The sequence below is a fragment of the Cystobacter fuscus DSM 2262 genome, from assembly GCF_000335475.2.
In the GTDB taxonomy this organism is placed as follows: Bacteria; Myxococcota; Myxococcia; order Myxococcales; family Myxococcaceae; genus Cystobacter; species Cystobacter fuscus.
Map to the genome: position 1 here is coordinate 232,266 of NZ_ANAH02000001.1, position 24,307 is coordinate 256,572.

At 68.0% G+C, this 24,307-nt stretch carries 20 protein-coding genes; 12 read left to right on the plus strand and 8 right to left on the minus strand.

Annotated features, from left to right (window positions below):
* Positions 1-2: 2 nt before the first annotated feature.
* The gene (locus D187_RS00870; RefSeq protein WP_002629641.1) at positions 3-1,265 is read right to left on the minus strand and encodes a glucan 1,4-alpha-maltotetraohydrolase domain-containing protein; all 1,263 of its coding nucleotides are present in this window, start codon (positions 1,263-1,265) and stop codon (positions 3-5) included.
* Between the two features lie 158 nt (positions 1,266-1,423).
* Between D187_RS00870 and D187_RS00875 the strand changes: the two genes are divergently transcribed.
* Positions 1,424-1,768: a hypothetical protein gene (locus D187_RS00875; protein ID WP_043427686.1), complete on the plus strand. Its 345-nt coding sequence runs from the start codon at positions 1,424-1,426 to the stop codon at positions 1,766-1,768.
* Between the two features lie 18 nt (positions 1,769-1,786).
* Here D187_RS00875 and D187_RS00880 read toward each other — a convergent pair whose 3' ends face one another.
* The gene (locus D187_RS00880; protein ID WP_002629644.1) at positions 1,787-2,443 is read right to left on the minus strand and encodes a putative metallopeptidase; all 657 of its coding nucleotides are present in this window, start codon (positions 2,441-2,443) and stop codon (positions 1,787-1,789) included.
* A gap of 66 nt (positions 2,444-2,509) precedes the next feature.
* Between D187_RS00880 and D187_RS00885 the strand changes: the two genes are divergently transcribed.
* Together D187_RS00885 and aat are read left to right on the plus strand one after the other, a co-directional pair.
* Positions 2,510-3,346: an LEA type 2 family protein gene (locus D187_RS00885; protein WP_002629645.1), complete on the plus strand. Its 837-nt coding sequence runs from the start codon at positions 2,510-2,512 to the stop codon at positions 3,344-3,346.
* Positions 3,346-4,056: a leucyl/phenylalanyl-tRNA--protein transferase gene (aat, locus tag D187_RS00890; protein ID WP_002629646.1), complete on the plus strand. Its 711-nt coding sequence runs from the start codon at positions 3,346-3,348 to the stop codon at positions 4,054-4,056. Before D187_RS00885 ends, aat begins: the two co-directional genes overlap by 1 nt.
* Here the strand turns inward: aat and D187_RS49260 are convergent.
* The 3 genes from D187_RS49260 to glgX form a co-directional block, all read right to left on the minus strand.
* Positions 4,045-5,919 (minus strand): ATP-binding protein, encoded by a 1,875-nt coding sequence (locus D187_RS49260; protein ID WP_002629647.1) that lies wholly within the window; start codon positions 5,917-5,919, stop codon positions 4,045-4,047. The two genes, aat and D187_RS49260, sit on opposite strands and share 12 nt — an antisense overlap.
* A gap of 45 nt (positions 5,920-5,964) precedes the next feature.
* A complete protein-coding gene (locus tag D187_RS00900; RefSeq protein ID WP_002629648.1) occupies positions 5,965-7,266 on the minus strand; it encodes an ATP-binding protein in 1,302 nt (433 codons plus the stop codon).
* Between the two features lie 212 nt (positions 7,267-7,478).
* Complete coding sequence (glgX, locus tag D187_RS00905; RefSeq protein WP_002629650.1) at positions 7,479-9,614, minus strand: glycogen debranching protein GlgX; 2,136 nt, start codon at positions 9,612-9,614, stop codon at positions 7,479-7,481.
* 225 nt (positions 9,615-9,839) lie between these two features.
* Here glgX and D187_RS00910 point away from each other — a divergent pair, with 225 nt between their 5' ends.
* The 4 genes from D187_RS00910 (at position 9,840) to D187_RS00920 (ending at position 13,610) form a co-directional block, all read left to right on the plus strand.
* The gene (locus D187_RS00910; protein WP_002629652.1) at positions 9,840-10,553 is read left to right on the plus strand and encodes a DUF4142 domain-containing protein; all 714 of its coding nucleotides are present in this window, start codon (positions 9,840-9,842) and stop codon (positions 10,551-10,553) included.
* A 115-nt stretch (positions 10,554-10,668) separates the two neighbouring features.
* Entirely contained in the window at positions 10,669-11,124 is a 456-nt protein-coding gene (locus tag D187_RS00915; RefSeq protein WP_155893104.1) for a hypothetical protein, read from the plus strand.
* A 140-nt stretch (positions 11,125-11,264) separates the two neighbouring features.
* Entirely contained in the window at positions 11,265-11,426 is a 162-nt protein-coding gene (locus D187_RS54595; protein WP_002629656.1) for a hypothetical protein, read from the plus strand.
* Positions 11,427-11,525: 99 nt separating this feature from the next.
* Positions 11,526-13,610 carry a monovalent cation:proton antiporter family protein gene (locus D187_RS00920; RefSeq protein ID WP_002629658.1) on the plus strand — a complete coding sequence of 695 codons (2,085 nt, stop codon included), beginning with the start codon at positions 11,526-11,528 and terminating at the stop codon, positions 13,608-13,610.
* Positions 13,611-13,690: 80 nt separating this feature from the next.
* Here D187_RS00920 and D187_RS00925 read toward each other — a convergent pair whose 3' ends face one another.
* The 3 genes from D187_RS00925 to D187_RS00935 form a co-directional block, all read right to left on the minus strand.
* The gene (locus D187_RS00925) at positions 13,691-14,101 is read right to left on the minus strand and encodes a hypothetical protein (protein WP_002629659.1); all 411 of its coding nucleotides are present in this window, start codon (positions 14,099-14,101) and stop codon (positions 13,691-13,693) included.
* Positions 14,102-14,374: 273 nt separating this feature from the next.
* Positions 14,375-15,154: an SDR family NAD(P)-dependent oxidoreductase gene (locus tag D187_RS00930; RefSeq protein ID WP_002629660.1), complete on the minus strand. Its 780-nt coding sequence runs from the start codon at positions 15,152-15,154 to the stop codon at positions 14,375-14,377.
* 213 nt (positions 15,155-15,367) lie between these two features.
* Positions 15,368-18,466, minus strand: a complete 3,099-nt coding sequence (locus D187_RS00935; RefSeq protein ID WP_002629661.1) for a glycoside hydrolase family 2 TIM barrel-domain containing protein — start codon at positions 18,464-18,466, stop codon at positions 15,368-15,370.
* 246 nt (positions 18,467-18,712) lie between these two features.
* Between D187_RS00935 and D187_RS00940 the strand changes: the two genes are divergently transcribed.
* From D187_RS00940 to D187_RS00960, 5 genes are all read left to right on the plus strand, one after another.
* Positions 18,713-19,195 (plus strand): hypothetical protein, encoded by a 483-nt coding sequence (locus tag D187_RS00940; protein WP_162159607.1) that lies wholly within the window; start codon positions 18,713-18,715, stop codon positions 19,193-19,195.
* A gap of 201 nt (positions 19,196-19,396) precedes the next feature.
* Positions 19,397-20,668 (plus strand): phospholipase D-like domain-containing protein, encoded by a 1,272-nt coding sequence (locus D187_RS00945; RefSeq protein WP_155893105.1) that lies wholly within the window; start codon positions 19,397-19,399, stop codon positions 20,666-20,668.
* Between the two features lie 196 nt (positions 20,669-20,864).
* Positions 20,865-21,512 (plus strand): type IV pilin protein, encoded by a 648-nt coding sequence (locus tag D187_RS00950; RefSeq protein ID WP_002629664.1) that lies wholly within the window; start codon positions 20,865-20,867, stop codon positions 21,510-21,512.
* A 234-nt stretch (positions 21,513-21,746) separates the two neighbouring features.
* Positions 21,747-23,468 carry a B12-binding domain-containing radical SAM protein gene (locus tag D187_RS00955; protein ID WP_002629665.1) on the plus strand — a complete coding sequence of 574 codons (1,722 nt, stop codon included), beginning with the start codon at positions 21,747-21,749 and terminating at the stop codon, positions 23,466-23,468.
* 40 nt (positions 23,469-23,508) lie between these two features.
* Entirely contained in the window at positions 23,509-24,297 is a 789-nt protein-coding gene (locus tag D187_RS00960; protein WP_002629666.1) for a DeoR/GlpR family DNA-binding transcription regulator, read from the plus strand.
* Positions 24,298-24,307: the final 10 nt, after the last annotated feature.

The following is a 24,307-nucleotide window of genomic DNA, read 5'->3' on the forward strand; positions in this document are numbered from 1 at the left end:
CGCTACTTCGTCCACACGGCGTAGTTGGTGCCCGAGGTGCCCAGCGTCCAGCCCGCGCCCGGCGACCAGTCGCCCGGGCCGATCTTCATCGCCACGCTGCCCTTGGTGCCGGTGATGATGGCGGCATACCGGCTCGTGTCCGCCACCTGGATGCTCACCGCCGACGAGGAGTGGATGCCCTTGGCCTTGCGGATGGACATCAGCGCCTTGATGGCCTCCTTGTGGCCCCAGTCGTAGAAGTGCACCCAGTAGACGCACGGGACGCCCGGGTGCGTGAGGATGTAGGCGTAGCCCTGCATGACCTTGTCGCTGGGGAAGGGCCAGTGGTTCTGGCTCGTGCCCGAGGTGCTCGGTCCCGTGTCGTGGTTGTCGATGAAGGTCACCGACTTGGCCGCCCACCACCCGATGGCGCCCGAGGGCTTGCCCGCGCTGTCACGCAGCCGCCAGAACTCGTTGTACTGCACGGCCTGCTGGAGGATGCCCTTGGTGGTGAAGTCGAACACGGTCGACTTGCCACCCGTGGCGTCGATCCAGTTCATCAGCTGCTGCCGGTGGGCATCGGAGTTGGCGAGGTTCAGGTCCGTCCACAGCTCGCCCACGGAGAAGTAGGGCACCGTGGCGGTGTTGTAGTTGCCCACGTACGAGCCGTTGAAGCCCTTCACGTAGTCATAGCGCCACCCGTCGTAGCCGATGCTGGACTTGAGCCAGTTCATCCAGCTCTTGAGGTCGCCCTGCACCGTGGCGTTGGTGTGATCCAGGTCGCGCGCCGCCCCGTAGCCATCCCCCGTGTCCGCGTTGCCCGTGGCGCTCGTCCACTCGTCCCCGCGCGTCACCGCCCACGAGCCCCAGGTGGGGTTGGTGAAGTCCGCCCAGTTGGTGGTGCCCACGCGGTGGTTGATGACGATGTCCGCGATGGCCTTCACGTTGTAGGTGTGCAGCGCGCCGATGGCCGACTTGAGCTGCGCCTCGGTGCCATAGCGGCTGTTGAGCACGCTGAGCTGGCGCGGCAGGTAGCCCTCGTTGGAGGCCGCGTCGCTGGAGGGCGGCAGCCACACCATGGTGAAGCCGCTGGCGCCAATGTCCGAGGCCTTGCCCTGGACGATGCTCCACCAAGGGGACGTCTGGTACGAGGTCCAGTGGAAGCCCTGCAGCATCACGTCGCCGCTGTTGCCATCCATGGGGCCCGCGAACACGGCCGGCGCGCCCAGCAACGCCAGCGCCCACGACAGCGACACTGCTCCGCCAAACACTTTCTTCTTGAGCATCGGGTTCTCCAGGAGAGAGGGGGTGAGGCGACACGCGCTCTACTGCCTTTCCGTCCGGCGGAGGAGAGACGGGGGGTCATGACGCGACGGGACAGGACGGAGCCGCGGCCCGGTGGAAAGGGGTGGGGGACGAGCCCGGGAGGCGTTAGGATCGGGAAATGGCCGAACAGTCCCCCCCCTATTGGGTCCTCATCTCGGTCTTGTTCAGCTCGCAGCCGTTGACGCCCGCGCTGGCCATGACCCTGCATCAGGCGGCGTATGACCTCTACCGGCGCGGCGACGCGGAGCAGCCGGTGGCGGGAGATCTGCTCACCGGCCGGGTGCGCAACCTGCGCAAGGACGTGCAGATGGGCAGCATCACGGGCCCCGCCTTCGAGGCGGAGATCGAAACGGAGCGCGGCTCCGGCACGGTGCGCTTCCTGCTCACCCGCCAGGGCCTGGAGCTGATGAAGGAGCAGCCCGCCGAGCCCTCCATGCCTCCGCGTCCGCGCTACCTCAACTGACGCGCACGAGCGGGTGCCTCAGTGCACCGGCTCCTTCTCCGCGCGCTCCTTGCGCCGCGGCTTGGCGAGCTTCACCGCGGGGCGCTTGTGCGTCACCATGCGGGTGATGCCGTAGTAGAGCTGCTCCTCGGTGTACACCGTGCGCCCGCGGAACGTGCCGGGGACATAGGCGGGCCCGGGGCGCTCCAACCACTGCAACACCCGCACCTCCTCCGACCGCGCGAGCGCCTCGAGCAGCTCCGCGGGGCACTGCTTGAGGTAGCGGCGCACCAGCGGCTTGAGCTGACGGTAGAAGTCCTCGCCCAGCACCGAATGCCGCCGCCCCGCGTGCAACGTGCCGTCGAACCGGCGCGACATGTGGAAGAGCTCGTGCATCACCGTCTGGACGCGGCCCTGGGGCGTGGACGCGCGGAAGAAGCGCGGACGCAGGGTGATGCAGTAGAGCATCCGCCGGCCGTGGATGCGGATGACGGGCTTGCGGCGGCCACTGGGGTCCGTGCAGCGCCCGCCCCGGAAGCACAGCGGCTTGACCGTGCCGCGCGAGGCGCGCCGGGCCTCGCCCGCCACCACGAGGATGCGGCTGGCCTTCACGTGGGAAAACTCCGGCATCTTCGCGGCGATATCGCGGATGAGCGCGCGGACGGCCTTGTTGAGGTTTTGGCGGAGGTAGGCCACGGTGTAGTCAACAGTGTACCGCAAAATGCCTTGAGGCCAGACGCCCCCCGCGCCACCTTTCCCACCATGCGTTTCGCCCCGCGTGCCATCGTCCACCTCTTGACGTTCGCCGCCTGGCTCTCCGGGTGTGCCTCCACCCCGCCCGCCGTCCCCCTGGGCCCCGTCTCGCTCGCCCAGGAGGAGACGCGCGTCATCGCCCAGGACCTGGCGAGCATGCAATTGCGCTACTCCGGCGAGCTCACCAGTCCCCAAACAGCCACCCTGGAGAAGGCCGACTACGAGCTCGTCTCCAACGGGCAGGTGCTGGAGAAGGGCACGGCGGCGCTGGGGGTCACCCTCGTGCCCGGCTCCCCCACGGCCTTCTCCTTCATGGCGAGTACCCCCTCCGTGAAGAGCCCGGAGGACCTCCAGGCCCTGAGCGACAAGGGGGGCGCGCTGCTCGTGGCCGTGCGCGGCACCCTGACGGTGCGCTCGGGAGACTCGGAGCGCACCCTGCCCTTCGCCGCGTCCCGGCAGGTGCGCGGGCCGAGGCTGCCCCGCGTGAAGGTGCTGGCCATGGAGGGCGCGCGCTACTCGGACGAGCAGGTGGACCTGGTGATGCGCCTGGGCGTGGAGAACCCCAATCCCTTCCCGGTGCGGCTGGACGGGCTCACCTGGGCGCTCGGCATCCAGGGGCGGAGGCTCGGAGAGGGCACGCTGGGCAAGCAGGACATCGTGGACGCGGCGGCCACCGGGGTGTATCCCGTGGAGGTGGCGGTGACACGGGAGACGTGGGGTCCGGAGGTCCGGGGGCTCATCGCCAAGGGCACGCTGCCGTACGAGGTCGCGGGTGAGCTCACCGGCCCGCTGGTGCGCGTGCCCTACTCGCTGTCCGGAGACGTGAAGCTCAACGTGTCGCGGTAGTGCCCATCTATCTGCTCGGAGACGACCCGCATCTCTTCCCCCCGCCCGAGCGCGCGGACCGCACCGGTCTGCTCGCCGTCGGGGGAGACCTGAGCCCCGAGCGTCTGCTCGCCGCGTACTCCCGGGGCATCTTCCCCTGGTACAACGAGGGCCAGCCCCTCTTGTGGCACTCGCCCAACCCCCGCTTCGTGCTGGAGCCCGCGAAGCTGCACGTGGGCCGCTCGCTGCGCAAGACGCTCAAGGCGGGCGTCTACGACATCCGCTGGGACACCGCCTTCGCCGACGTCATCGCCGCGTGCGCCCGCGTGCCGCGTCCCGGCCAGGACGGCACGTGGATCACCGACGAGATGCAGCGCGCCTACGTCACCCTGCACGAGCTGGGCTACGCGCACTCGGTGGAGGCGTGGGCCGGGGGCGAGCTCAAGGGCGGCTTCTACGGCGTGTCCCTCGGGTCGGCCTTCTTCGGCGAGAGCATGTTCGCGCACGCGCCGGACGCCTCGAAGGTGGCCTTCGTCACCGCCGTGGAGCGCTTCCAGTCCTGGGGCTTCCACTTCATCGACTGCCAGGTGGAGACGGAGCACCTGGCGCGCTTTGGCGCCGAGTCCTGGCCGCGCAAGCACTTCCTCGAGGCGCTCGCCCGCGCCCAGCGCGAGCCCACGCGCCGGGGCCGGTGGAGCGCGACGGACGCCCCCGCCGGCTCAAGCCCTTGATTCGGGAGGCGTCAGCTTGCCCAGGGGCAGCTCGAGGGTGAAGGTGGCGCCCCGGTAGCGGCCCTCGCTCGCGCACGACAGCTGGCCGCCCATCTCCCGCGCCGTCAGGGCGCTGGCGTGCAGGCCGAAGCCGTGCCCGTCCTTCTTCGTGGTGAAGCCCTGGCTGAAGAGCCGTGGCACCACCTCCGGGGCGATGCCCACCCCGTTGTCGCTCACGGAGATGCTCAGCCGCTCGCCCCTCGGCTCCACCCGCAGGGTGAGCCGGCGATCCTCGACGCCCTCCTCCAGCAGCGCGTGGCGTGCGTTGCTCAGCAGGTTCACGAGGATCTGCAGCAGCTTGTGCCGGTCCACCAGCACCGTCGGCACCTCGGCGGCGTACTCGCGCCGCAGCTCGATGCCCAGCCGATCGAACGACACGGCGAGCAGGCGCAGCGCATCGTCCAGGAGCGCGGGCACGGCCACCTGCTCCAGCGCCCCGCTGAAGCGCGCATGGCGCTGCTGCATGCTCACCACGGACTTGATGTGATCCACGCTCTGGACGAGCCGCCGCATCTCCTCCTGCATCGTCTCGCGCTCTCGGGTGAGCTGGAGCGAGAGCGCCTCCAGGTAGGCGGGAAGCTGCCGTCCCCGCGCGTCCTCGCCCAGGAAGGCCCCGAGCCGGGATTCGTTCTCGCGCAGCAGCGCCACGGCCCGCCCCAGCCCGGACACGCGCGAGTCGTGCAGCCGCTCCATCACCAGGCTGGCCGAGACGTTCACGCTGTTGAGCGTGTTGCCCACGTTGTGCAGCACCCCGGTGGCGATCTCCGCCATGCCCGCCTGGCGCGACGCGTCCAGCAGACTGCGGTGCATCTCCCCGAGCTGGAGCTCCGCGCGCTTGCGCTCGGTGAGATCCCTGCCGAAGAGCGTGAGGCCCACCACCCGCTCCCCCTCGCGCACCGGGTTGAAGAGGACGTCCACCGTGCGCGGCCGCCCCTCCACGAGCACGTCCACCTCCGCCCGCACGCGCTGGCCCCCCAGGGCCATGCGGCCACGCGTCGCCACCCACTCGCGCAGCGCCGGAGGACAGCCCGACAAGAGCGGGTTGCCCGGCACCAGCGCCACCCCATCCGTCATCCGCGCGAAGAGCTGCTGCGCCCCCGGGTTGGCCATCACCAGGCGCCCATGCGCGTCGAGCGACAGCACCACGTCATCCGTGCTCTCGATGAGGCTGCTCAGCTTGCCCTCGCTCTCGCGCAGCGTCTGGAGCGTGCGGCGCAGCTCCGCGTGGACCTCCTCGCGCGAGGTGCTGTACAGCCAGCTGAGCGCCCAGCCCAGCAGCAGCGACAGGCCCGCCATGAAGTTGCCCCAGGAGGTGATCGGCTCGGCGAACAGGGGGCGCGTCTGACCAAGGCCCGAGTGGACGAGCTCGTGCACGAACGCCGCGTTGAAGGCCAGCAGCGCGGTGAAGACGAAGCCCCTGCGCGCCCCCAGCAGATAGACGGCCAGCAGGGGCACCAACATGTACACCCCGTGCATCACCCCGCCGGGAAACTCCACCAGGAGCGAGGCCAGCAGGAGCGACACGGCGAGCGAGCCGCACAACAGCAGCGACGGCAGCAAGGGCGAGCGCAGACGGCGCACCAGCGCCAGCACCCCCAACGAAACGAGCATGCTGACCCCCAGCACCAGCACCTGGGGCCCGCGCTGCGCCGACGGGTAGAGGGGAATCATCACCAGGTAGGCCAGGTCGAGCACCAACATCAGGCCCACCGAGCCCACCACCACCCGGAGCCGGCCCAGTTCCTCCGCGGGCAGTCGGCGCTGCTCCGCCGTCAGGGATTCATCCAGACACCGCAGCCACCGGGAGCGGAGACCCTGGCTCATGAGCCACCTCGCCTTCCCGAGGAGCGCGCTCCGGGCTGGAACGATTCATCCCTCCTGGGGAGCGGCGGGCAGCATCACACGAAAAGTCGTCCCCTGTCCCAGGGTGCTTTCCACCGAGATGTCGCCTCCTAAACGAGTCACGATGCCATGGCAGATGGACAGGCCCAGGCCGGTGCCCATGCCCGCGGGCTTCGTCGTGAAGAAGGGCTCGAAGAGCCGCCCCAGGTTCTCCGGGGCGATGCCGCACCCGTTGTCCTCGACCTCCACGACGACGCGGCCATCCGCCCGCCGCAGCACGCCCAGGCGCAGCAAGGGCTGGGCGCGGCCGCGCAGGGCGTGGGCCGCGTTGACGAGCAGGTTGATGAACACCTGGCTCAGGCCATGCTCGCTGGCCAGCACGCAGGGAACCTCCTGGAAGGCGCGCACCACCCGCGACTGCGGCCCGAGCACCTCCGCCGCCATGTGCACGGCGCTCTCCAGCACCTCGCGCACGTCCACGCGCTCGCGCGGCGGCTCGTCCACCCGGGCGAAGACGCGCACGTCCTGCACGATGCGCGCGATGCGCTCGGCGCCCCGGAGCGCGTCACGGCTGGCCTCGTGCAGGTCCTCGCGCAGCTCCGTCGACTCGGGCGTCCACGGAATCGACTCGAGCCCCCGCACGACATGACGCAGGTTGGACAGGATGAAGCTCAAGGGGTTGTTGACCTCGTGGGCCAGTCCCGCCGACATGCGCCCCAGCGCCTCGAGCTTCTGCGCGTGCAACAGCCGGGTATTGGCCTCCGCCAGCGCCCGCGTGCGCTCCTCCACCGCCAGCGACAGCCCCTGCATCCGCTGCTGGCTCGCGCGCAACAGCTCCCACTTCTCACACAGCGCGTGCGCCATCTGCCGCACCTCGATGGTGTCGAAGGGCTTGCGCAGGATGAGCAGCCGCTCGCTCGTCTCCAGCTTGCGCACCAGCTCGTCCCACGAGTAGTCCGAGTAGGCCGAGCAGAGCACCACTTGGAGATCCGACGACTCGCGCCACATGCGCAGCGTCGTCTCCACGCCATCCAGCCCCGGGGGCATGCGGACGTCCACGAAGGCCAGCGCATAGGGGCGCCCCGCGCTCACCGCGTCGCGCACGCACCGCACCCCCTCCTCCCCCGCCGACGCGAAGTCCAACTCGAAGAACGGGGCGGCCGTGGAGCGTGGCACCGGCGCCTGCTCCCCGAAGAGCCTCGACTCCATCGCGTCCAACGCGTCGAGGCCCGAGGTGGAGTGCGCGAGGATGCGGTGGAAGTCCCGGTGGATGGAGGGATTGTCGTCAACCACCAGGATGCGGTGGCTCGCCTCCGAATGCGGCCTCATGCCCAGGCCTCCTGTCCGAGGCCTGGAACGTCCGTTGGAGAAGCATGGACCTGGAGCTGTCCTCCCGGGTCACGGCGGCTGGAATGCAGTGGGTTCACCACGATGTCCGCTAGTCTACGCTGGACCCGCGTTCCTGGGCACCCCGGGCGAGAATCCTCCGCCCCCCCTGGAAACCAACCCGAGAGGGAGCGGGCGAGACACCGACGCACCCCTCAGTCGTCGGCCGAGACCTGGCGGAACACCGCCATGGAGCGGCCCACCAGCTCGAAGCGCCCCGGGGGAACCGGCGCGTCCGGGCCCAGCTCGTCCGAGGCCGTGTACAGCTGAATCACCCACCGCTTGCCCTCGGTGGGAGGAGGCACGGTGAAGGATACGGCCTCGTGGTGCGCATTGAGCAGCACCAGGAGTGCATCCCCGATGATGCGCTGGCCCCGCTCGTCGGGCGAGGGGATGGCGTCGCCCCCGAGCAGGAACGCGAGCGAGCGGACGAAGGGCTTCTGCCAATCCTCCGAGCCCATCTCCGTGCCGTCCGGCCGGAACCAGGCGAGATCCTTGTGCTCCGAGTCCCAGATGTGCTCGCCCTGGAAGAAGCGGCGGCGCTGGAGCACGGGCTGGGTGTCGCGGAAGTGGATGAGCCGCGAGGTGAACTCCAGCAGGGATTGCCGGCGCTCGTCGAGGTCCCAGTCCACCCACGACAGCTCGTTGTCCTGGCAGTAGGCGTTGTTGTTGCCGCCCTGGGTACGGCCCATCTCGTCACCGGCCACGAGCATGGGCACGCCCAGCGACAGGAAGAGCGAGGAGAGCAGGTTGCGCTTCTGGCGCTCGCGCAGGGAGATGATGTTGGCGTCCTGCGTCTCGCCTTCCGCGCCGCAGTTCCACGCCTGGTTGTCGTCGGCGCCGTCGCGGTTGAACTCGCCGTTGGCCTCGTTGTGCTTGTGGCCGTAGGTGACCAGGTCGTGCAGGGTGAAGCCGTCGTGGGCGGTGATGAAGTTGATGCTCGCCTGGGGACGGCGCCGGGCGCTCTGGAACATGTCCGAGGAGCCCGTGAGCCGGTGGCCCACCTCGCCCGCGAGGTTCTCGTCGCCCTTCCAGTAGCGGCGCATGGCGTCGCGGTACTTGCCGTTCCACTCGCGCCAGGGCGAGGGGAAGTTGCCCACCTGATAGCCCCCCATGCCCACGTCCCAGGGCTCGGCGATGAGCTTCACGCGGCTGAGCACCGGATCCTGGCTGATGATCTGGAAGAAGGCGGCGTTGGGGGAGAACTCGCCCTTGCCGTGGCGGCCGAGCACCGTGGCCAGGTCGAAGCGGAACCCGTCCACGTGCATCTCCTGCACCCAGTAGCGCAGCGAGTCGATGATGAGCCGCGAGGCGTTCTGGTTGGAGGCGTTCACGCTGTTGCCACACCCGGTGAAGTCCAGGTAGTAGCGCGCGTCCGGCATCAGCCAGTAGTAGGAGGCGTTGTCCACGCCCTTGAGCGACAGCGTGGGCCCCATGTGGTTGCCCTCGCACGTGTGGTTGTACACCACGTCGAGGATGACCTCGATGCCCGCGGCGTGCAGCGCCTTGACCATCGCCTTGAACTCGTTGACGACGGTGCCCGGCGCCTTGCGGCTCGCGTACTTCTGCTCGGGGGCGAAGAAGGCCAGCGTGTTGTAGCCCCAGTAGTTGGACAGGCCCTTCTCGCTCAGGAACGAGTCGTCCACGTACTCGTGCACCGGCAAGAGCTCCACGGACGTCACGCCCAGCTTGGTGAGGTGCTCGATCATCGCCGGGTGGGCGAGCCCCGCGTAGGTGCCCCGCAGGTGCTCGGGCACCTTGGGGTGGCGCATGGTGAGGCCCTTGACGTGGGCCTCGTAGATGACCGTCTTGCGCCAGGGCACGTCCGGCGCGCGATCATTGCCCCAGTCGAAGAAGTCGCTCACCACCACGCACTTGGGCATGCCCGGCGCGCTGTCGCGCTCGTCGCGCATCAGGTCCTGCTTCTCGTGGCCCAGCGTGTAGCCGAACACGGGCTGGGACCAGTCCACCTCGCCGTGCAGCGCCTTGGCATAGGGGTCCACCAGCAGCTTGTAGGGGTTGCAGCGGTGCCCCTTCTGGGGCTCGTAGGGACCATGCACCCGCAGGCCGTAGAGCGTGCCCGGCTCCAGGGCAGGCACGTAGCCGTGCCACGTGTACTCGGTCGACACCGGCAGGTCGAAGCGCTCGATCTCCTTCGAGGGGTCCCGGGGATCGAACAGACAGACCTCCACCCGGGTGGCCACTTGCGAGAACACCGCGAAGTTGACCCCCGACCCATCGAACGTCGCGCCCCTCGGATACGGCTTGCCCGGCCACACTTCCCTCGTCATACGCTTCAACGTCCTTTCGACACAGACTCAGCGGTGAAGATGTGTGAAACGATTGGAACCCGCCACATTCGCCTTGGGCTGAACCAGGCAAGCGTCCGCCAGCCATCATCTGAAAGCCCCGCCGTGCGATACCGCACGCTTGCGACTGCAAACCAGTGCCCCCAGCTTCCAGCAGCCCCAATGTGCGCGGCCTCGCAGGTCGCACGAACGAAAGGAAGCATTCACATGAAGCGAATGATCCAGGGAGTGATGCTCGCAGGCGCGCTGGTCGCGGGAAGCACGTCGTTCGCGCAGCCGGCCACCAAGGCCGCGGCGCCCAAGGCCGGCACGGCCGAGTACAAGGGCTTCACCGTCCCCACGGACCCCAAGGGCCTGCTCGAGCGGCTGCACTACGTCAACCAGACGGAGATCAAGCAGGCCAGGCTCGCCCAGCAGAACGCGTCGAGCCCCGAGGTGAAGTCGTTCGCCGAGCAGATGATCACCGAGCACACGGCGGCCGATGAGAAGATCCTGGCGCTCGCCAAGACGCAGAACCTGAAGCTGGCGGACACGCCCAAGCCCATCAACGACGTGGAGAAGAAGGCCCTGGCGGCCGACAAGGCCTCGCTGGAGAAGCTCCAGTCGCTCAAGGGCGAGGCCTTCGACGGCTGCTACATGACCGAGCAGCTCGGGGCCCATGACGCCACGCTCGGCAAGCTCGCGGCGGGCAAGCAGGCCGTGGGCGCCAGCCCCGAGCTCACCGCGCTCCTGGACGAGCTGACCCAGAGCGTCGCCAAGCACCGCCAGCACGCCTACACGCTGCTCGGCAAGCTGAGCCCGCAGCCCGCCGCCGCGGGCGGCTCGGGCGCCGCCGGCACCATTGGGACCCCGGGCGGCACCACTGGCACGGGCACCACCGGCACGGGCACCAGCCCCACGGGCTCCGGCACGCGCAACTAGGCCGGGCACGACGCGGTGAGCGGGGCCGGGAGGGAGAGAACCGGCCCCGCGTGAAGAGCACCTTTGCCCGCCGCGTTCCGGATGGTGTAGGGATGAACGGGTCAGCTCTCCGCTCATGAAGATCTCTCCCCGCTCACCTCGGCGCGAACAAGGACTCGCCCGGTGGATGGTCCTGGGGGGCGCGGCCTGCGCCCTCCTGCTGGCCGTCCTCACCGGGGAGTCCTCGTCCAGCGTCCAGCGGCGGAGCGGGGTCCACGAAGTCGCCAGCACCGCGCGGCCAGCGCGAAGCGCCTCGGTCTCCGCGACCCGGCGCCCCCAGCACGAGCGGCTGGTGGGAGACCGTGAAGCACCGCTCCACGGCGCCCTGGAGCTGCCGCGCCCCGCGGCCAAACCCCTCCCCGGCTACAAGCGATTCGATTCCCGGTATGGCCTCGCGCCGCGCCTGGAGGCGGGACTCACTCCGCTCACGCGGATGCACCACCCGTGCGAGCCGGTGCGGCGCCATGGGCGCATCGCGGATCGCCCGCTCATCGAGAACTGTCCCGCGCAAGGACCTCCCCGGGTCGCGTGAGGTCGCGATCCCCGAGGTAGAGACGGCGTACGTCCACGACCCCCTCGTGCCCATGTGGGAAGGGTCCGCCCTGACGCGCGCCTGGCTTCATTTTCCCTTTCCGGCGTGCCGGCCCGTGCGGGCGCGCCCGAGGCAGTCCCTTGCGCGAAGAACAGACCCCCCCTGCGTCCACCCCCTCTCCGCAACCCTCCTCCCCGGCGCCCGTCGAGCACGAGCACTGGCAGACGGGCCGGCTCATCGTGGCCGTCCTGACCTGTTTGTTCATCATTGGCGCGGCCATCGCCTACGAGGCGCTCGGCTGAGGTGTTGAAAACGGGGGGCCGGTTCTTTGGACGGGCACCGGCCCCCCACTTCGAGTTATCCCCGTTGTCTGGCTTCTTCTTCCTGGCGGTGATCCGGCGATGCACGACGCACACGACTTCCTCAAAGCCCTGGCGACGGTGTTGTGCGTCGCGGCGGTGACGTCCGTCATCTTCCAGCGGCTACGGCAACCCGTGGTGCTCGGCTACATCATCGCGGGGCTCATCATGGGCCCCCATGTGCCCATTCCCCTCGTCGCGGACCCCACCATCGTCCAGACGCTGTCGGAGCTGGGCGTCATCCTGCTCATGTTCTCGCTCGGGCTGGAGTTCAGCATCGGCAAGCTGCTCAAGGTGGGGCTCACCGCGGGGCTCACCGCCATCATCCAGTGCAGCCTGATGATCTGGCTGGGCTTCGTGGTGGGCCGCTCCTTCGGGTGGACCGGCAAGGAGAGCATCTTCACGGGCGCCATCATCGCCATCTCCAGCACCACCATCATCGCCAAGGCCTTCGACGAGCAGGGCATCAAAGGCAAGCTGCGGGAGATCGTCGTCGGCATCCTCATCGTCGAGGATCTCATCGCCATCCTGCTCATGGCGACCCTGACGGCCATCTCCACGGGCTCGGGGCTGAGCGCGGGCCAGCTCACCCTCACCGTCGGCCGGCTGGCGCTCTTCCTGGTGGGGCTCATGGTGGTGGGGCTCATGGTCATTCCGCGCACGGTGCGCGCGGTGCAACGGCTCAAGCGCCCGGAGACGTCGCTGGTGACGAGCGTCGGCATCTGCTTCGCCGTCGCCCTGCTCGCGCAGGCGTTCGGCTACTCGGTGGCGCTCGGGGCGTTCCTCGCGGGCTCGCTGGTGGCCGAGTCCGGGGAGGAGAAGGAGATCGAACACCTGGTGCAGCCGGTGCGCGACATGTTCGCCGCCATCTTCTTCGTGTCGGTGGGGATGCTCATCGATCCAGGGCTCATCGCCGAGCACTGGGCGGCGGTGGCGGTGCTCACGGGCGTGGTCATCCTGGGCAAGCTGGTGGGCGTGTCGCTGGGGGTGTTCCTCACGGGCAACGGCACGCGCACGGCCGTCCAGTCGGGCCTGAGCCTGGCGCAGATTGGCGAGTTCTCCTTCATCATCGCGGGCCTGGGCCTGTCGCTCAAGGCCACCGGGAGCTTCCTCTACCCCGTGGCGGTGGCCGTGTCCGCGCTCACCACCCTCACCACGCCCTTCCTCATCCGGGCCTCGGGGCCGGTGGCCAACTTCGTGGACCGCAAGCTGCCCAAGCCCCTGCAGACCTTCGCGGCGCTCTATGGCAGCTGGGTGGAGGAGCTGCAAAACGCGCCGCCGCGCCAGACCGCCGGCACGAAGATCCGCGCCAAGGTGCGCCTGCTGCTCCTGGACGCGGCGCTGCTCGCCGCCATCATCATCGGCACCTCGGTCTTCCTCGGGCGCATGAGCGCGGCGCTGCAACTGCGCAGTGGCCTGGGCAACACGGTGACACGCTGGGTCGTCATCGTCCTGGCCACCGTGATCGCCACCCCCTTCTGCGTGGGCGTGGTGCGGCTCGCCCGCTCGCTGGGCACGCTGCTCGCGGAGGCGGCCTTCCCCGCCACCACGGGCCGGCTGGACCGGGCCGCGGCCCCCCGGCGCGCGCTCGTGGTGACGCTCCAGCTGGCGAGCGTGCTGGGCGTGGGCGCGCCGCTCGTCGCCATCACCCAGCCCTTCGTGCGCGGGTTCCTCGGCGCGGCGGTGCTGCTGGTGCTGCTCGCGGTGCTGAGCGTGGGCTTCTGGCGCAGCGCCACCAACCTCCAGGGGCACGTGCGCGCGGGCTCCCAGGTCATCGTCGAGGCGCTCGCCTCCCAGTCCCGGGGCAAGGCCCAGGCGCACCACGCCGAGAGCCTGGACACCCTGCACGCCATCCTGCCCGGGCTCGGCGAGCCGACACCGGTGCGGCTCGAGTCCGGCAGTGCCGCCGTGGGGCGCACGCTCGCCGAGCTCAACCTGCGCGGCATGACGGGCGCCACGGTGCTCGCCATCCGGCGCGGCGAGGACAAGGTCGTCGTGCCCACCGCGGACGAGCAACTGCGCGAGGGCGACGTGCTCGCGCTGGCCGGCACGCACGAGGCCATCGACTCGGCCCGCGCGGTGCTCTCGGGAAGCGCCCCCGCCGAGCAGCAGTCCGTGCCCGCCTGACAAGTCTTGCTATACTGAGCGCACGCCTCGGGCAATGCGTTACGTTCAAGTGAATCCTGGCGTGGCTCACACTTGTCACGTCACCGCGGCGCGGCGCGTGCCGCCTGCTCCAACTCGGCACGCAGCAAGGGAAGAACAGACAGCTGAAGCGACGAGTCCCTTCCCCCCACCCGTTGCTCGATGGACGAGGGCTCCGCCGGCATCGCCGTCAGTGTGAACAAGAAGTTCAGCGACAAGGACGACCCATCTGAACACCTGGAGTTGACGCTCCCATTGAAGCGGAGCTCGAGCGCCGGGTCACCTTCCGTCACGGTCCCCTTTCCATCCGAGAATCTCCAGACGTACGCGCAGCCCTCGTTCTCATACGAGGGGCATTCCCTCTCGTCGAGGGTGAAGGCGTTGGAGTTCTGGACCGTCGCCGTCAGGCCACATTGGAAGTCCAGGTAGAGTTTGTCGGAGCCAAAAGCATCGGCCACGACCCTCAAGGTCATCTTGACATCCTGAGTCTGCATGCGACCGCCGCTGGACAAAATCAAGTTGCCCGATGCATCGAAGGAGCCGACGAAACTCCTCCGAGGATCTTCACAGGAGCAGAGGCCCAGGAGCAGGAGGAGGGCGAACGGAAGGGCGAAGGGGCGCAAGAGGTGACCTCGGTTAGGAGTTCACCCCTGGTATGAATGAGGATTCGCGAAAGGCGAAATTTCCATCAAGCTGCTCGCGATGTTTGGCGCCTCAGCCACCCACGGTCGCACCAGGGCGCCGGTTCACCGACCTCGGACGCCCGCCGTCATGCCACCGTCCGCCACGAACACCCCGCCCGTGCTGTAGCTGCTCTCGTCACTGGCGAGGAAGAGGTTCAGGCGGGCGATCTCCTCGTTCGTCCCGTAGCGCTGCATCGGAATGCGCTGGGACATCCGGCTCTTCACCGCCTCCTCGTTGCCGGGCGCGAGCCGCGTGTGGATGCCCGCCGTCATGTCGTTGTCGATGACGCCCGGGCACACCGCGTTCACCCGGATGTTGAACGGCGCGCCGTCGTGCGCCAGCGAGCGCGCCAGGCCCACCACCGCGTGCTTGGCGGCGGTGTACGCCGAGTTGGCCGGAAACGCGACCATCCCCATGATCGAGGAGGTGAGGACGATGCTCCCGCCCCCGCGCTTGCGCATCTCGGGGAACGCGTATTTGACGGCCAACCAGCAGCCGCGCACGTTGACGGCCATCACTTCGTCGAAGTCCTCCACGGAGTGCTCGTCCACGGGCTTGTAGGGACCCTCGGCGCCCGCGTTGCCCACCAGCACGTCGACACCGCCGAAGCGCTCCGCCGCCTGCTGGAAGTAGCGCTGCGTGTCCTCGACCTTCGACACGTCCGCCACCGCGTAGCCGAGGTTCTCGTGGTGGAGCTCCTGGAGCGTCTTGCGGAGCTTCTCCTCGGTGCGACCCACGATCAGCACCCGGGCCCCCTCCTGCAGGAAGAGCTTCGCCGTCGCCGCGCCAATCCCACCGCCACCGCCAGTGATGACGGCGACCTTGTTCTCCAACCTCTTCATGACCCGCTCCGTGCCTGTGAATGCCCGAGGCCGACCCGGGCTGGCCGTATTCTCGGAAGAAGTGAAGGCGCATCGCAAGACGGCGCCCGGCGAGCAGCAGCTCCTCGGACGCCCAGATGAACGCACGGTCCTGCTCACGCAACTCCCGCGGTGGGATGTATCCACTCGGGGTGTCGAGCTCTTCGACACCCTGAGTGGATACCGCATGAATCCTCAGTGGCTCACTGGCACCTCGAGCTCGGAGATCTGCAGGAAGCCCGTGGTGGATCCCGGAGCGGGGCTCATCATCTCGAGCCGCAGCTCGGTGGTCTGGACCGGGTCGAAGGAGATGACCGTGGGCTGGTTCGAGGCGGACGCCCAGGTGATGGAGAGGTGGGAGACCGGCACGTAGCCCTTGCCGTCCCAATAGGTGACCACGAGCGAGGCGGGCAGCACGCGCTTCGGGCCGGTCGTGAACCAGGCCGTCATGGAATCGAGGGACTGCTCCTGGGGCCACTTGAGCGAGACCCAGTCCGACGCGTTGGCCGAGCTCACCGCGGGCAGGAGCGCGGTGGCCGCCTTCTCATAGAAGTTCGACCAGCCCCCCGAGACCTTGTTCCCATCGAGCATCGCCGCGGGCACCGTCTGGGGAGAGCCCGAGTAGCTCGCGTCAGCGGTGGGGATTCGCGGATCCACTGGCGGCATGGACCCCACGCTCCTGGCCGAACCCGCCGGTGCCGCGGTCACCGCGGAGCCGGCCGCGGAACCACTCCCGCCCTCGGAGACAATCGTCGTGGAGCCCGGAGTCAGCCCGTCCGATGACGCGGTGATGGTGATGGGCCCGGCGGTGACGCCGGACTGGATGATGGCCAGCGCCTTGCCGTTGAAGGCCGTCCGGGAGGAGGCCTTGTAGTTCTCCGCGCTCTCCTGACGCCCGTTGTCGGCACCCACCAGGGTTCCACCCGTCACCTGGAAGTGGATCAGGTTCGCGGCGCTGGGAACCATCACCCCTTGCGCGTCCACGACCTCGACCGTCACGAACGCCAGGGACTTGCCGTCCGCGGTGAGGACTGTCTTGTCTGGCGTCAGCCGCAAGGTGCTCGGCGCCCCGGCGGTCCGCAGCACGTCCCGGGCCACTTCCACGCCATCGCGTCTGGCGATCGCCACCAGTTCCCCCGGCGCGAACGGCACATTCCAGGACAGGTGCAGCTTGCCGGCACTGCCATTGGGACTGGTGTAGCTGCCCGGGAAGGGGCCCGTGGTGAACGTCTTGTCGTCACCGGTGGCCTCGTCCGTCTCCAGATACGCCCGGCCATCCAGGGTCTTCTTGTGGCTGAACTTCCGCTCGCCCAGGGACTGGCCGTTCAGCACCAACTCCACGGTATCGACATTGGCATAGGCCCAGACAGCCACGGGCTGGCCGGGCTCGTGGTCCGTCCAGTTCATGGGAAGCAGGTGGACCATGGGCTCCTGGGTCCACTGGCTCTTGAAGAGGTAATACATGTCCTTGGGGAAGCCGGCCGTGTCCACGGCGCCGAAGAACGAAGCCTTCACGGGATAGACGTCGTACGGGGTCGGCTCGCCGATGTAGTCGATGCCCGACCAGAGGAACTCGCCGGCGAAGAACTTCCGGTCCCGGTCCTTCTTCAAGCCGTACTCCCCACTCATGGTCCAGGAGGCCAGGTTGTTGTCGTAGGAGGACGTGCCCCGCTTGCCCGGGGTGTAGTTCTCACCGGTGTTCAGCAGGTGGGGGTCCTGGTACACGCCCCGGGTGGACGTCTCCGACGAGGACTCCGACTCGAAGAGGAACTTGCCCGGAAACGCGGCCCGGAGCCCATCCACCGACTTCGCCGTGTTGTAGTTCAGGCCCAGGCCATCCAGCAGCCCGAGGATCCGCGCGGCCGGCGACGTCGGCGCGGGCACGCTCCGGTACTTGTCCGAGCCGATGACGATGGGCCGGGAGGTGTCGATGGACTTGATGTCATCGACCAGCCGTTGGGCGATCGCCAGACCCGCCTCCGAGGTCGAATCCGGAATCTCGTTGCCAATGGACCACATGATGACCGCGGGAGAGTTCCTGGCGGCGTTCACCATCTCCTTGATGTCGGCATCACTGTGCTCAGCGAAGAAGCGCCCATAGTCATACGGGTTCTTCCCGGTCCTCCAGGAGTCGAAGGCCTCCACCAGCATGACGATGCCCATCTCCTCGCAGATGTCGATCAGCTCGGGAGAAGGCGGGTTGTGCGCGGTCCTGAGGGCGTTGACCCCCATGCTCTTCATGATCGTCATCTGCCGCACCTGGGCATCGCGATGGACGGCGGCCCCCAGCGCGCCGAGATCATGGTGCAGATCGACGCCCTGGAGCTTCGTGGACTCGCCGTTGAGCGAAAAGCCCTCGTTGGGATCGATCCGGAAGTACCGCATGCCGAAGCGGGTGGAGGTGGTGTCCACCTCCTTCCCCTCGGAGACGAGGGTGGTTTCCAGGGTGTACCGGTAGGGATTCGCCAGCGACCAGAGCGTGGGGTGCTCGACCCGGATGGTGGCCGTGAGCCGCTGGGGGGCCGGGCCCAACGCGGTGGCGTTCGACGTGGCCTGCGCCACGACCTTCCCGTTGGCGTCCTTCACCACGGAGCGGACCTCCACGTCCTTCGGGGTGCCGCCCTCGTTGACCACGCCGGTCCGCACGAGGACGTCCGCGTAGCCCGCCCCCACCGTCTTCTCGAGGTCCGGGACGGTGACGAAGGTGCCCCAGCGCGCCACGTGGATGGGGTCCGTCACCGTCAGGTGGACGTGCCGGTAGATGCCACTGCCGGAGTACCACCGGCTGCTCGGAAGCTGGTTCTGGACCTTCACGGCGATGACGTTGGGCGTCACCCCATCCGTGTACACCCGGGAGGACAGGTCCACGTTGAAGGCGGTGTAGCCATAGGGGTGGTTACCCGCCGGCTCACCATTCACATAGACGGAGGAGTCCATGTACACGCCATCGAATTCGATGGAGAGCTTCTTTCCCGCCAGCGACGGCGGCAGGGTGAAGGTCTTCCGGTACCAGCCCAGGCCCCCCTGGAAGAAGCCCGTCCCACTGGTGGTCCCCGGCCCCGGGCTCGGGTCCCGCTCGATGCTCCAGTCGTGAGGAACATTCAGCGTCCTCCACGACGAATCATCGAAGGACGGCTCGTGCGCGGTCGCATAGGAACCGCTCGGGTCGGTGATTCCCTCGGGGTTGACCAGGACGAACTTCCAATCCCTGTCGAAGTCCACGCGCCTGCCAGGGTTCTGCTCCGTGGCGGGGGGAGTGGGCTCTTCGCCCTTCGGGGGGGCCGGCTGGTTCACCACACATCCCAACCCCAAGCACACCAGCAAGACAGCCCGTACCGCGTGCGCGTTCCTCCCCATCCGATTCCTATCGTTCATGAGTCCTGGCTCCCATTTGTTCAGCGCGCATGATGGACAGGCACAGCATGTAAGGAGCGGAGGAGAACCGCACCGCTCAATCTTCCTCCGCCCGCCCCGCCGTCTTTCTGGAGGGCCGAGATGTTCACTGCTCCACCCACACACCGCGCAATCCGCACTCCGGGTATGGAAGTGACCCGATTCGTCATCGATCGACGTAGTTACTCGGAGAACGTGCGTACCGTGGGCTTCCTGCCCGAGCGTGGCAACCGCTACGCCTACTACTTCGGGACGGGCGGCATGTCCTGCATCATCCGCAATGCGTCGGGCGTCACCAACACCCCGAACGCCAACTGCATCACCGTCGACGGGGCGGAGTTCCCGAACCGCTACCTGACGCCCAGGGCCCTGCCGCCGGCCGCGCCCTTTTACGTGGGCGAGGGCGCGAACCCGGGCATGCCCGGCCTCAACGGCTGCACCCCGGGCATGAACTGCAACATCTCCGGCCTGGCCGCTGGCAACCTCGACGACGAGGACATCGGCATCGACACCTGGTGGATCTCGACCAAGGCCACCTCCATCCTCCACGCGGGCTGCGGCAACAGTGAGACCACGAGCATCCCCGGCGAGCCCTACAAGTCCTACGACGACGTCGACTGCGACAGCTGATGCTCGTCCGAGCACGGGTCTGACCCAGCTCAGCCAGTTCTCACGGTTCCAAGGACATCTGGACCCCCTCCAGATGTCCTTTCTGTTTTGGATGGCGCAGCCTTGAGGAAAAAATCGTGATTCCTCACTTTCCAAGATAATCTGTTTTCCATGCGCTCCAGTCGTTACGGACTCGGAGGACGGAAGGAAGGAGACGGCACCATGCATTCGAAGATCAGTGGTACCCGGTCAACGCTGAGGGCAATGGCCCTGGGTTTCTGCACGTGGACCGCCACGGGGTGCGACCCCCTGCCCTTGGAGCACGAGCCCCAGGAGGTGGACGTGGGTTCCGTTCAGGCCGGGGTCAGCTCCGCCTCTGGGACGATCGGTGGCAAGGCAGTCTGGGCCCACTTCAGCAACCCGCCCGCGTTCGCGGGCCGGGACTACACGATCATCACCGAGTTGAGACGGCTCATCGACTCCACGCCCGCTGGCGCCACGATCAAGGGGACGATCCACTCCATCAGCATCGACGGCGTGGCCGATTCCCTCCTCGCGGCGCAGAACCGGGGCGTCGTGGTGCACGTCGTTCTGGACGGCAAGAACGCGACCTCCACCGACCCCTCGGTGGCAACCATCAAGAAGCTCACCCACCACAGGTTCTGCACCAACACGAGTGGGGGTGGCGGCTGCATCGGCACGAGCGCCGCGGGCAACATGCATACGAAGATGTTCACGTTCAGCCAGACCACGGACCCCAACGGGGCGGCTCGCTCGAACGTCGTGTGGTTCGGCTCGTCCAACCTGACCTACGCGAGCGGCCCGGATGCGTTCAACAACACCCTCACCGTCTACGACGAGCCCACGCTGTTCACGGGCCTGAACGCCAACTTCTCGGACATGTGGAACCGCAAACACTACGCCGACAATGATTACTACGATTCGGGCAGTGGGCGCGGTTATTACCAGGCCACCGGGGCGGACGCCTATGCATCTCCGGAGGGATTGAACCAGACCGATACGATCGTCACCCGCCTGAACGACGTCACGCCCGACGCGAACTGCCGGCTGCGCATTGGCATGGCGTTCGTCACGACAGGGCGCCCCGAACTCCTCGCTCAGGTCAAGCGCTACAAGGCGGGTGGATGCGCCGTCTGGATGGTGGTGGGGACGGACGAGGCTGGCGGAATCAGCATGTCGCAGCCGGTCTACAACGAGCTGCTCGACGCGGGCGTGGCCATCCGCAGGAAGGACAAAGTGCACGACAAGTTCTTCCTCGTCTACGGCAAGTACGGCACCAGCTATGCCTACCGGATCTATACCGGCTCGCAGAACTGGTCCCAGGATGCCCTCAACGAGAACGAGGAACTCTTCATCAAGATGGCTCCCGAGACGGGGACGGTGCACCCGCTGTACGACGGGTACTACAACCACTTCAACGACGCCTACAACAACGGCGTGGCGTGCACCAGGGCCAATTATCCCTGCCGGTAGCACCAGGACAAGGGAGGCCGGACGGAGTGACTCGATTCGTCATCAATCGACGAAAAGTGTCACTCCCCCGCTCCCCAGTCAGCGGGATGGCCTCTCATTCCGAGTGCTTGGCCATCCGCCTGCCCTGGCATGGCTCGTGCTGAGAGACCCAGCGCACGTGCAACCCCCTTGAAGTGACTCGCTCGATAGGAATCCCATGAACCGTCTCATCATTCGCAAGCACCGTGGCTTCTCGATCATCGAATTCCTGATCGTGGTGGCCCTCCTCAGCATCCTCGCCGCCGTCGCCCTCCCGAACTTCAACAGGTTCCAGACCAACGCCAGGCAGGGTGAGGCCAAGGCCAATCTGAAGTCCTGGTTCTCCGCGCAGCGCGCCTACCACCAGGAGAACAGCAATTACTCGGAGAACGTGCAGACCGTGGGCTTCCTGCCCGAGCGTGGCAACCGCTACGCCTACTACTTCGGGTCGAGCGGCATGTCCTGCATCGTCCGCGATGCGTCGGGCGTCTTCGACCCCGCGAACCCCAACTGCATCACCGTCGACAGGGCGGAGTTCCCGAACAGTTCCCCGACGCCCAAGACCATGCCGCCGCACTCGCCCATTTACGAGGGCGAGGGCGCGAACCCGGGCATGCCCGGCCTCGGTGGCTGCCCCCCGGGCATGAACTGCAACATCTCCGGCCTGGCCGCTGGCAACATCGACGACGAGAACATCGGCATCGACACCTGGTGGATCTCGACCAAGGATACCGTCGTGATCCAAGCGGACTGCGGCAACAGTGAGAGCGAGAGCATCGCCGGCGAGCCCTACAACTCCTACAACGACGCCGACTGCAACATCTGATGCTCGTCCGAGCACGGGTCTGACCCAGGTCAGCCAGTTCTCACGATTCCAAGGACATCTGGACGCCCTCCAGATGTCCTTTCTGTTTCGATGTCTCGCGTCCTCTCAGTGAAGCGCGAGGTTCCGCCCGCCAGGAGGAGCGGGTAGCAGCCCGGCGAGGCCCCCCCAGGAACGGCGACGCCAGGGGGTACCCCGTCTATACTCACCGACCTTCGGAAGGTCGGGTCTCCGCTCATGAATGGCCGTCGCGTCCTCTCTCCAGTCCTCCTCCTTGGCGCCGGAACCGGCGAGGCCACCTGTGGCATCCTCTATCTCGCGGGCTATTTGCGACGCGGCGGGATCGAGGCCTTCGTCCGGCTCTACGACGGGGACCAGACCGAGGACGAGGTGGCCCGCTCGCTCGAGGCCCTGGTGGCCCGCGTGCGCCCCCGGCTCGTCGGCATCAGCCTCAAGTGGTTCCACCACGTCCACCGCGCGCTGCTCCTGGCCCGGACGCTGCGCGAGATCGACCCCAGCATCCGGATCGTCGTGGGCGGCAACACCGCCTCCTACTGGTGGCGGGAGCTGCACGCGTTCGACTGCATCGATCACATCGTCCTGGGCGACGGCGAGCGGCCGCTGCTCGCGCTCTGCGAGGGCGACCCCTCTCCGCCCAACTGCGTCACCCTGGGTCCGAACGGCGCCCCACGGCGCTTGCCCCTGGAGTACGTGCAAGGCGCCACCAACAGCGAGGACGTCTACTACTCGCACTTCGACGACATCTTCCTGAGCCACCAGGATCGCCATGCCTTCTCGGGGTGGGTCGCCCCCGGCAAGGGCTGCGGCGAGAACTGCCTCTATTGCGGTGGGGCCCGCGGCAACCAGAAGGCGGCCTTCGGACGCGCGAAGCCGTTCCTGCGCTCCGAGGAGAGCGTGCGCCGCGACCACCAGGAGATCGCCCAGCGGGCATGGCAGCTGCGCTACGACTTTTCCGGAAGCTCGGCGGCGTTCCTGCAAAGTACCTGGGCGGGGGTCGATCTCTCCCGCCACTCCTGCATGTACTTCCTGTGGGGGGTGGCCCGGGTGGAGCTCATCGACGCCCTGGCCCAGACCTTCGAGCACGTCCACATGGTGCTCGACATCGGCTGCTTCTCGGAACAACAGCGGCACGAGCAGATGCGCCGCGGTCTGCTCAAGCCGTGTGCCTCGGACCAGCAGCTCCTCGAGATCATCGAGCACTGCCGCCGCCACGAGAACCTGGACGTCGAGGTCTCTGGAATCGCGGGCCTGCCCTTCGCCAGCGAGGCCACGCTCAAGGAGGAAGTGCGCCTGGTGGAGCGGGTGATCAGCCTCGACTGCCTGGTGGGCTATCAGCGGCTCGAGGCGCAGCCCGGGGCGCTGGCCACCGAGCACCCCGCGCGGTTCGACATGGTGAGCGAAGCGCGGACGTTCACGGAGTTCCTCGAGTACTTCGAGCAGCGCGAGCCCGGTGATGTGTCGTCGGTGCCGATGCTGCGCTTCCGCGACGCGGCGCTCGAGCGGGCGGTGCAGCGCACGTCGGAGCACGTGGATGCCCTCGCGAGGAAGCACGAAGAGAAGAAGCAGCGGATCGCGCTCAACGGAGGCACGCGACTGAAGAACACCGCGCCCTCGACGCTTCGGTTCGAGCTCGGTGATTGGTTGGGTGCACATCGAGTCCCCGCGAAGGTGGCGCGGGAACAGGTGACCGTCGTCCGGTCGGTGAACGGAACGGGCCTGGCCTGTGCACCTTCGCTCAGCCCGCGACGGTTCACCGACCCGACGCTGGACCAGGGCGAGGACGGGCGGATCCTCCTGGCCACCCTGGCCGCCTTCGAGCGCCCGACGACGGTCGCCCACGCGGTGACTCAGTTGGGGGCGAAGGTGAAGCTCGACCCGCACTCGGCGCGCGAGGTCATCGAGCATCTCGTGGGCGGACGCTTCCTCCAGCCGGCATGATTTTGCTACTGAAGCGGCACGGAGTCCTGGGAGGCCCGCGATGCTGAAGGAAGAGCGCCATCGCCGCATCCTCGAGATCCTCGGCACCGAGGGCCGCATCGTCGCCGGGGAGCTGAGCGAGGTGCTCGGGGTGTCGGGATTCACCATCCGCCGGGACCTGGACGAGCTCGCCGAGGCCCATCTGCTGCGTCGGGTCCATGGCGGGGCGGTGGCGCGCTCTCCGGTGGCGCCCACGTACGAGGAGCGCCAGCAGCAGGGCGTGCCGGGGAAGATCGCCACGGCGCGCGCCGCCGCGACGCTGCTCGCGCCAGGGCAGGTCGTCATCCTCGATGGCGGGACGACGGCCTTGCATCTGGTGGATGCCATCCCGCCGGCTCACACCGGGACGTTCATCACCCACTGTCCGGCCGTGGCCACGGCGCTGGCCCGCCATCCGGGCATCGAGGTCGTCCTGGTGGGGGGCACATTGGACAGACGGGCCATGGTGGCGGTCGGAGCCAACGTCATCGAGACCTACCGGCGCATCACCGCCGACGTGTGCTTCCTGGGTGTCTGGAGTCTCAACGCCACCAGTGGCATCAGCGGGCCCTACTACGAGGAAGTGGAGGTGCGCCGCGTGCTGCTCGGCTGCGCGGACCGCATCGTCGGGCTCGCCTCACGCGAGAAGCTCGGCACCGCGGCGCCCTTCTCCATCGGGCCGGCCACCGGGCTGACGCACCTGGCGACCGAGCCGGACGTCCCCGAGGAGATGCTCCGGCCCTTCGTCGAGCTGGGCATCCATATCGTCCAGGCAGGGCGCCCGCCTCCCACGCCCTCCCGACCGCGATAGCCACTCCACC

What these genes read in the sequence shown, in the direction of transcription:
- D187_RS00950 (WP_002629664.1), top strand. Translation starts at nt 20,865, where the DNA reads ATGAACCGTCTCATCATTCGCAAGCACCGTGGCTTCTCGATCATCGAA.
- D187_RS00915 (WP_155893104.1), top strand. Translation starts at nt 10,669, where the DNA reads ATGAAGATCTCTCCCCGCTCACCTCGGCGCGAACAAGGACTCGCCCGG.
- D187_RS49260 (WP_002629647.1), bottom strand. Translation starts at nt 5,919, where the DNA reads ATGAGCCAGGGTCTCCGCTCCCGGTGGCTGCGGTGTCTGGATGAATCC.
- D187_RS00900 (WP_002629648.1), bottom strand. Translation starts at nt 7,266, where the DNA reads ATGAGGCCGCATTCGGAGGCGAGCCACCGCATCCTGGTGGTTGACGAC.
- D187_RS00955 (WP_002629665.1), top strand. Translation starts at nt 21,747, where the DNA reads ATGAATGGCCGTCGCGTCCTCTCTCCAGTCCTCCTCCTTGGCGCCGGA.
- D187_RS00930 (WP_002629660.1), bottom strand. Translation starts at nt 15,154, where the DNA reads ATGAAGAGGTTGGAGAACAAGGTCGCCGTCATCACTGGCGGTGGCGGT.
- D187_RS00960 (WP_002629666.1), top strand. Translation starts at nt 23,509, where the DNA reads ATGCTGAAGGAAGAGCGCCATCGCCGCATCCTCGAGATCCTCGGCACC.
- D187_RS00875 (WP_043427686.1), top strand. Translation starts at nt 1,424, where the DNA reads ATGGCCGAACAGTCCCCCCCCTATTGGGTCCTCATCTCGGTCTTGTTC.
- D187_RS00910 (WP_002629652.1), top strand. Translation starts at nt 9,840, where the DNA reads ATGAAGCGAATGATCCAGGGAGTGATGCTCGCAGGCGCGCTGGTCGCG.
- D187_RS00945 (WP_155893105.1), top strand. Translation starts at nt 19,397, where the DNA reads ATGCATTCGAAGATCAGTGGTACCCGGTCAACGCTGAGGGCAATGGCC.
- D187_RS00870 (WP_002629641.1), bottom strand. Translation starts at nt 1,265, where the DNA reads ATGCTCAAGAAGAAAGTGTTTGGCGGAGCAGTGTCGCTGTCGTGGGCG.
- D187_RS00920 (WP_002629658.1), top strand. Translation starts at nt 11,526, where the DNA reads ATGCACGACGCACACGACTTCCTCAAAGCCCTGGCGACGGTGTTGTGC.
- D187_RS00940 (WP_162159607.1), top strand. Translation starts at nt 18,713, where the DNA reads ATGGAAGTGACCCGATTCGTCATCGATCGACGTAGTTACTCGGAGAAC.
- D187_RS00885 (WP_002629645.1), top strand. Translation starts at nt 2,510, where the DNA reads ATGCGTTTCGCCCCGCGTGCCATCGTCCACCTCTTGACGTTCGCCGCC.
- D187_RS00925 (WP_002629659.1), bottom strand. Translation starts at nt 14,101, where the DNA reads ATGACCTTGAGGGTCGTGGCCGATGCTTTTGGCTCCGACAAACTCTAC.
- glgX (WP_002629650.1), bottom strand. Translation starts at nt 9,614, where the DNA reads ATGACGAGGGAAGTGTGGCCGGGCAAGCCGTATCCGAGGGGCGCGACG.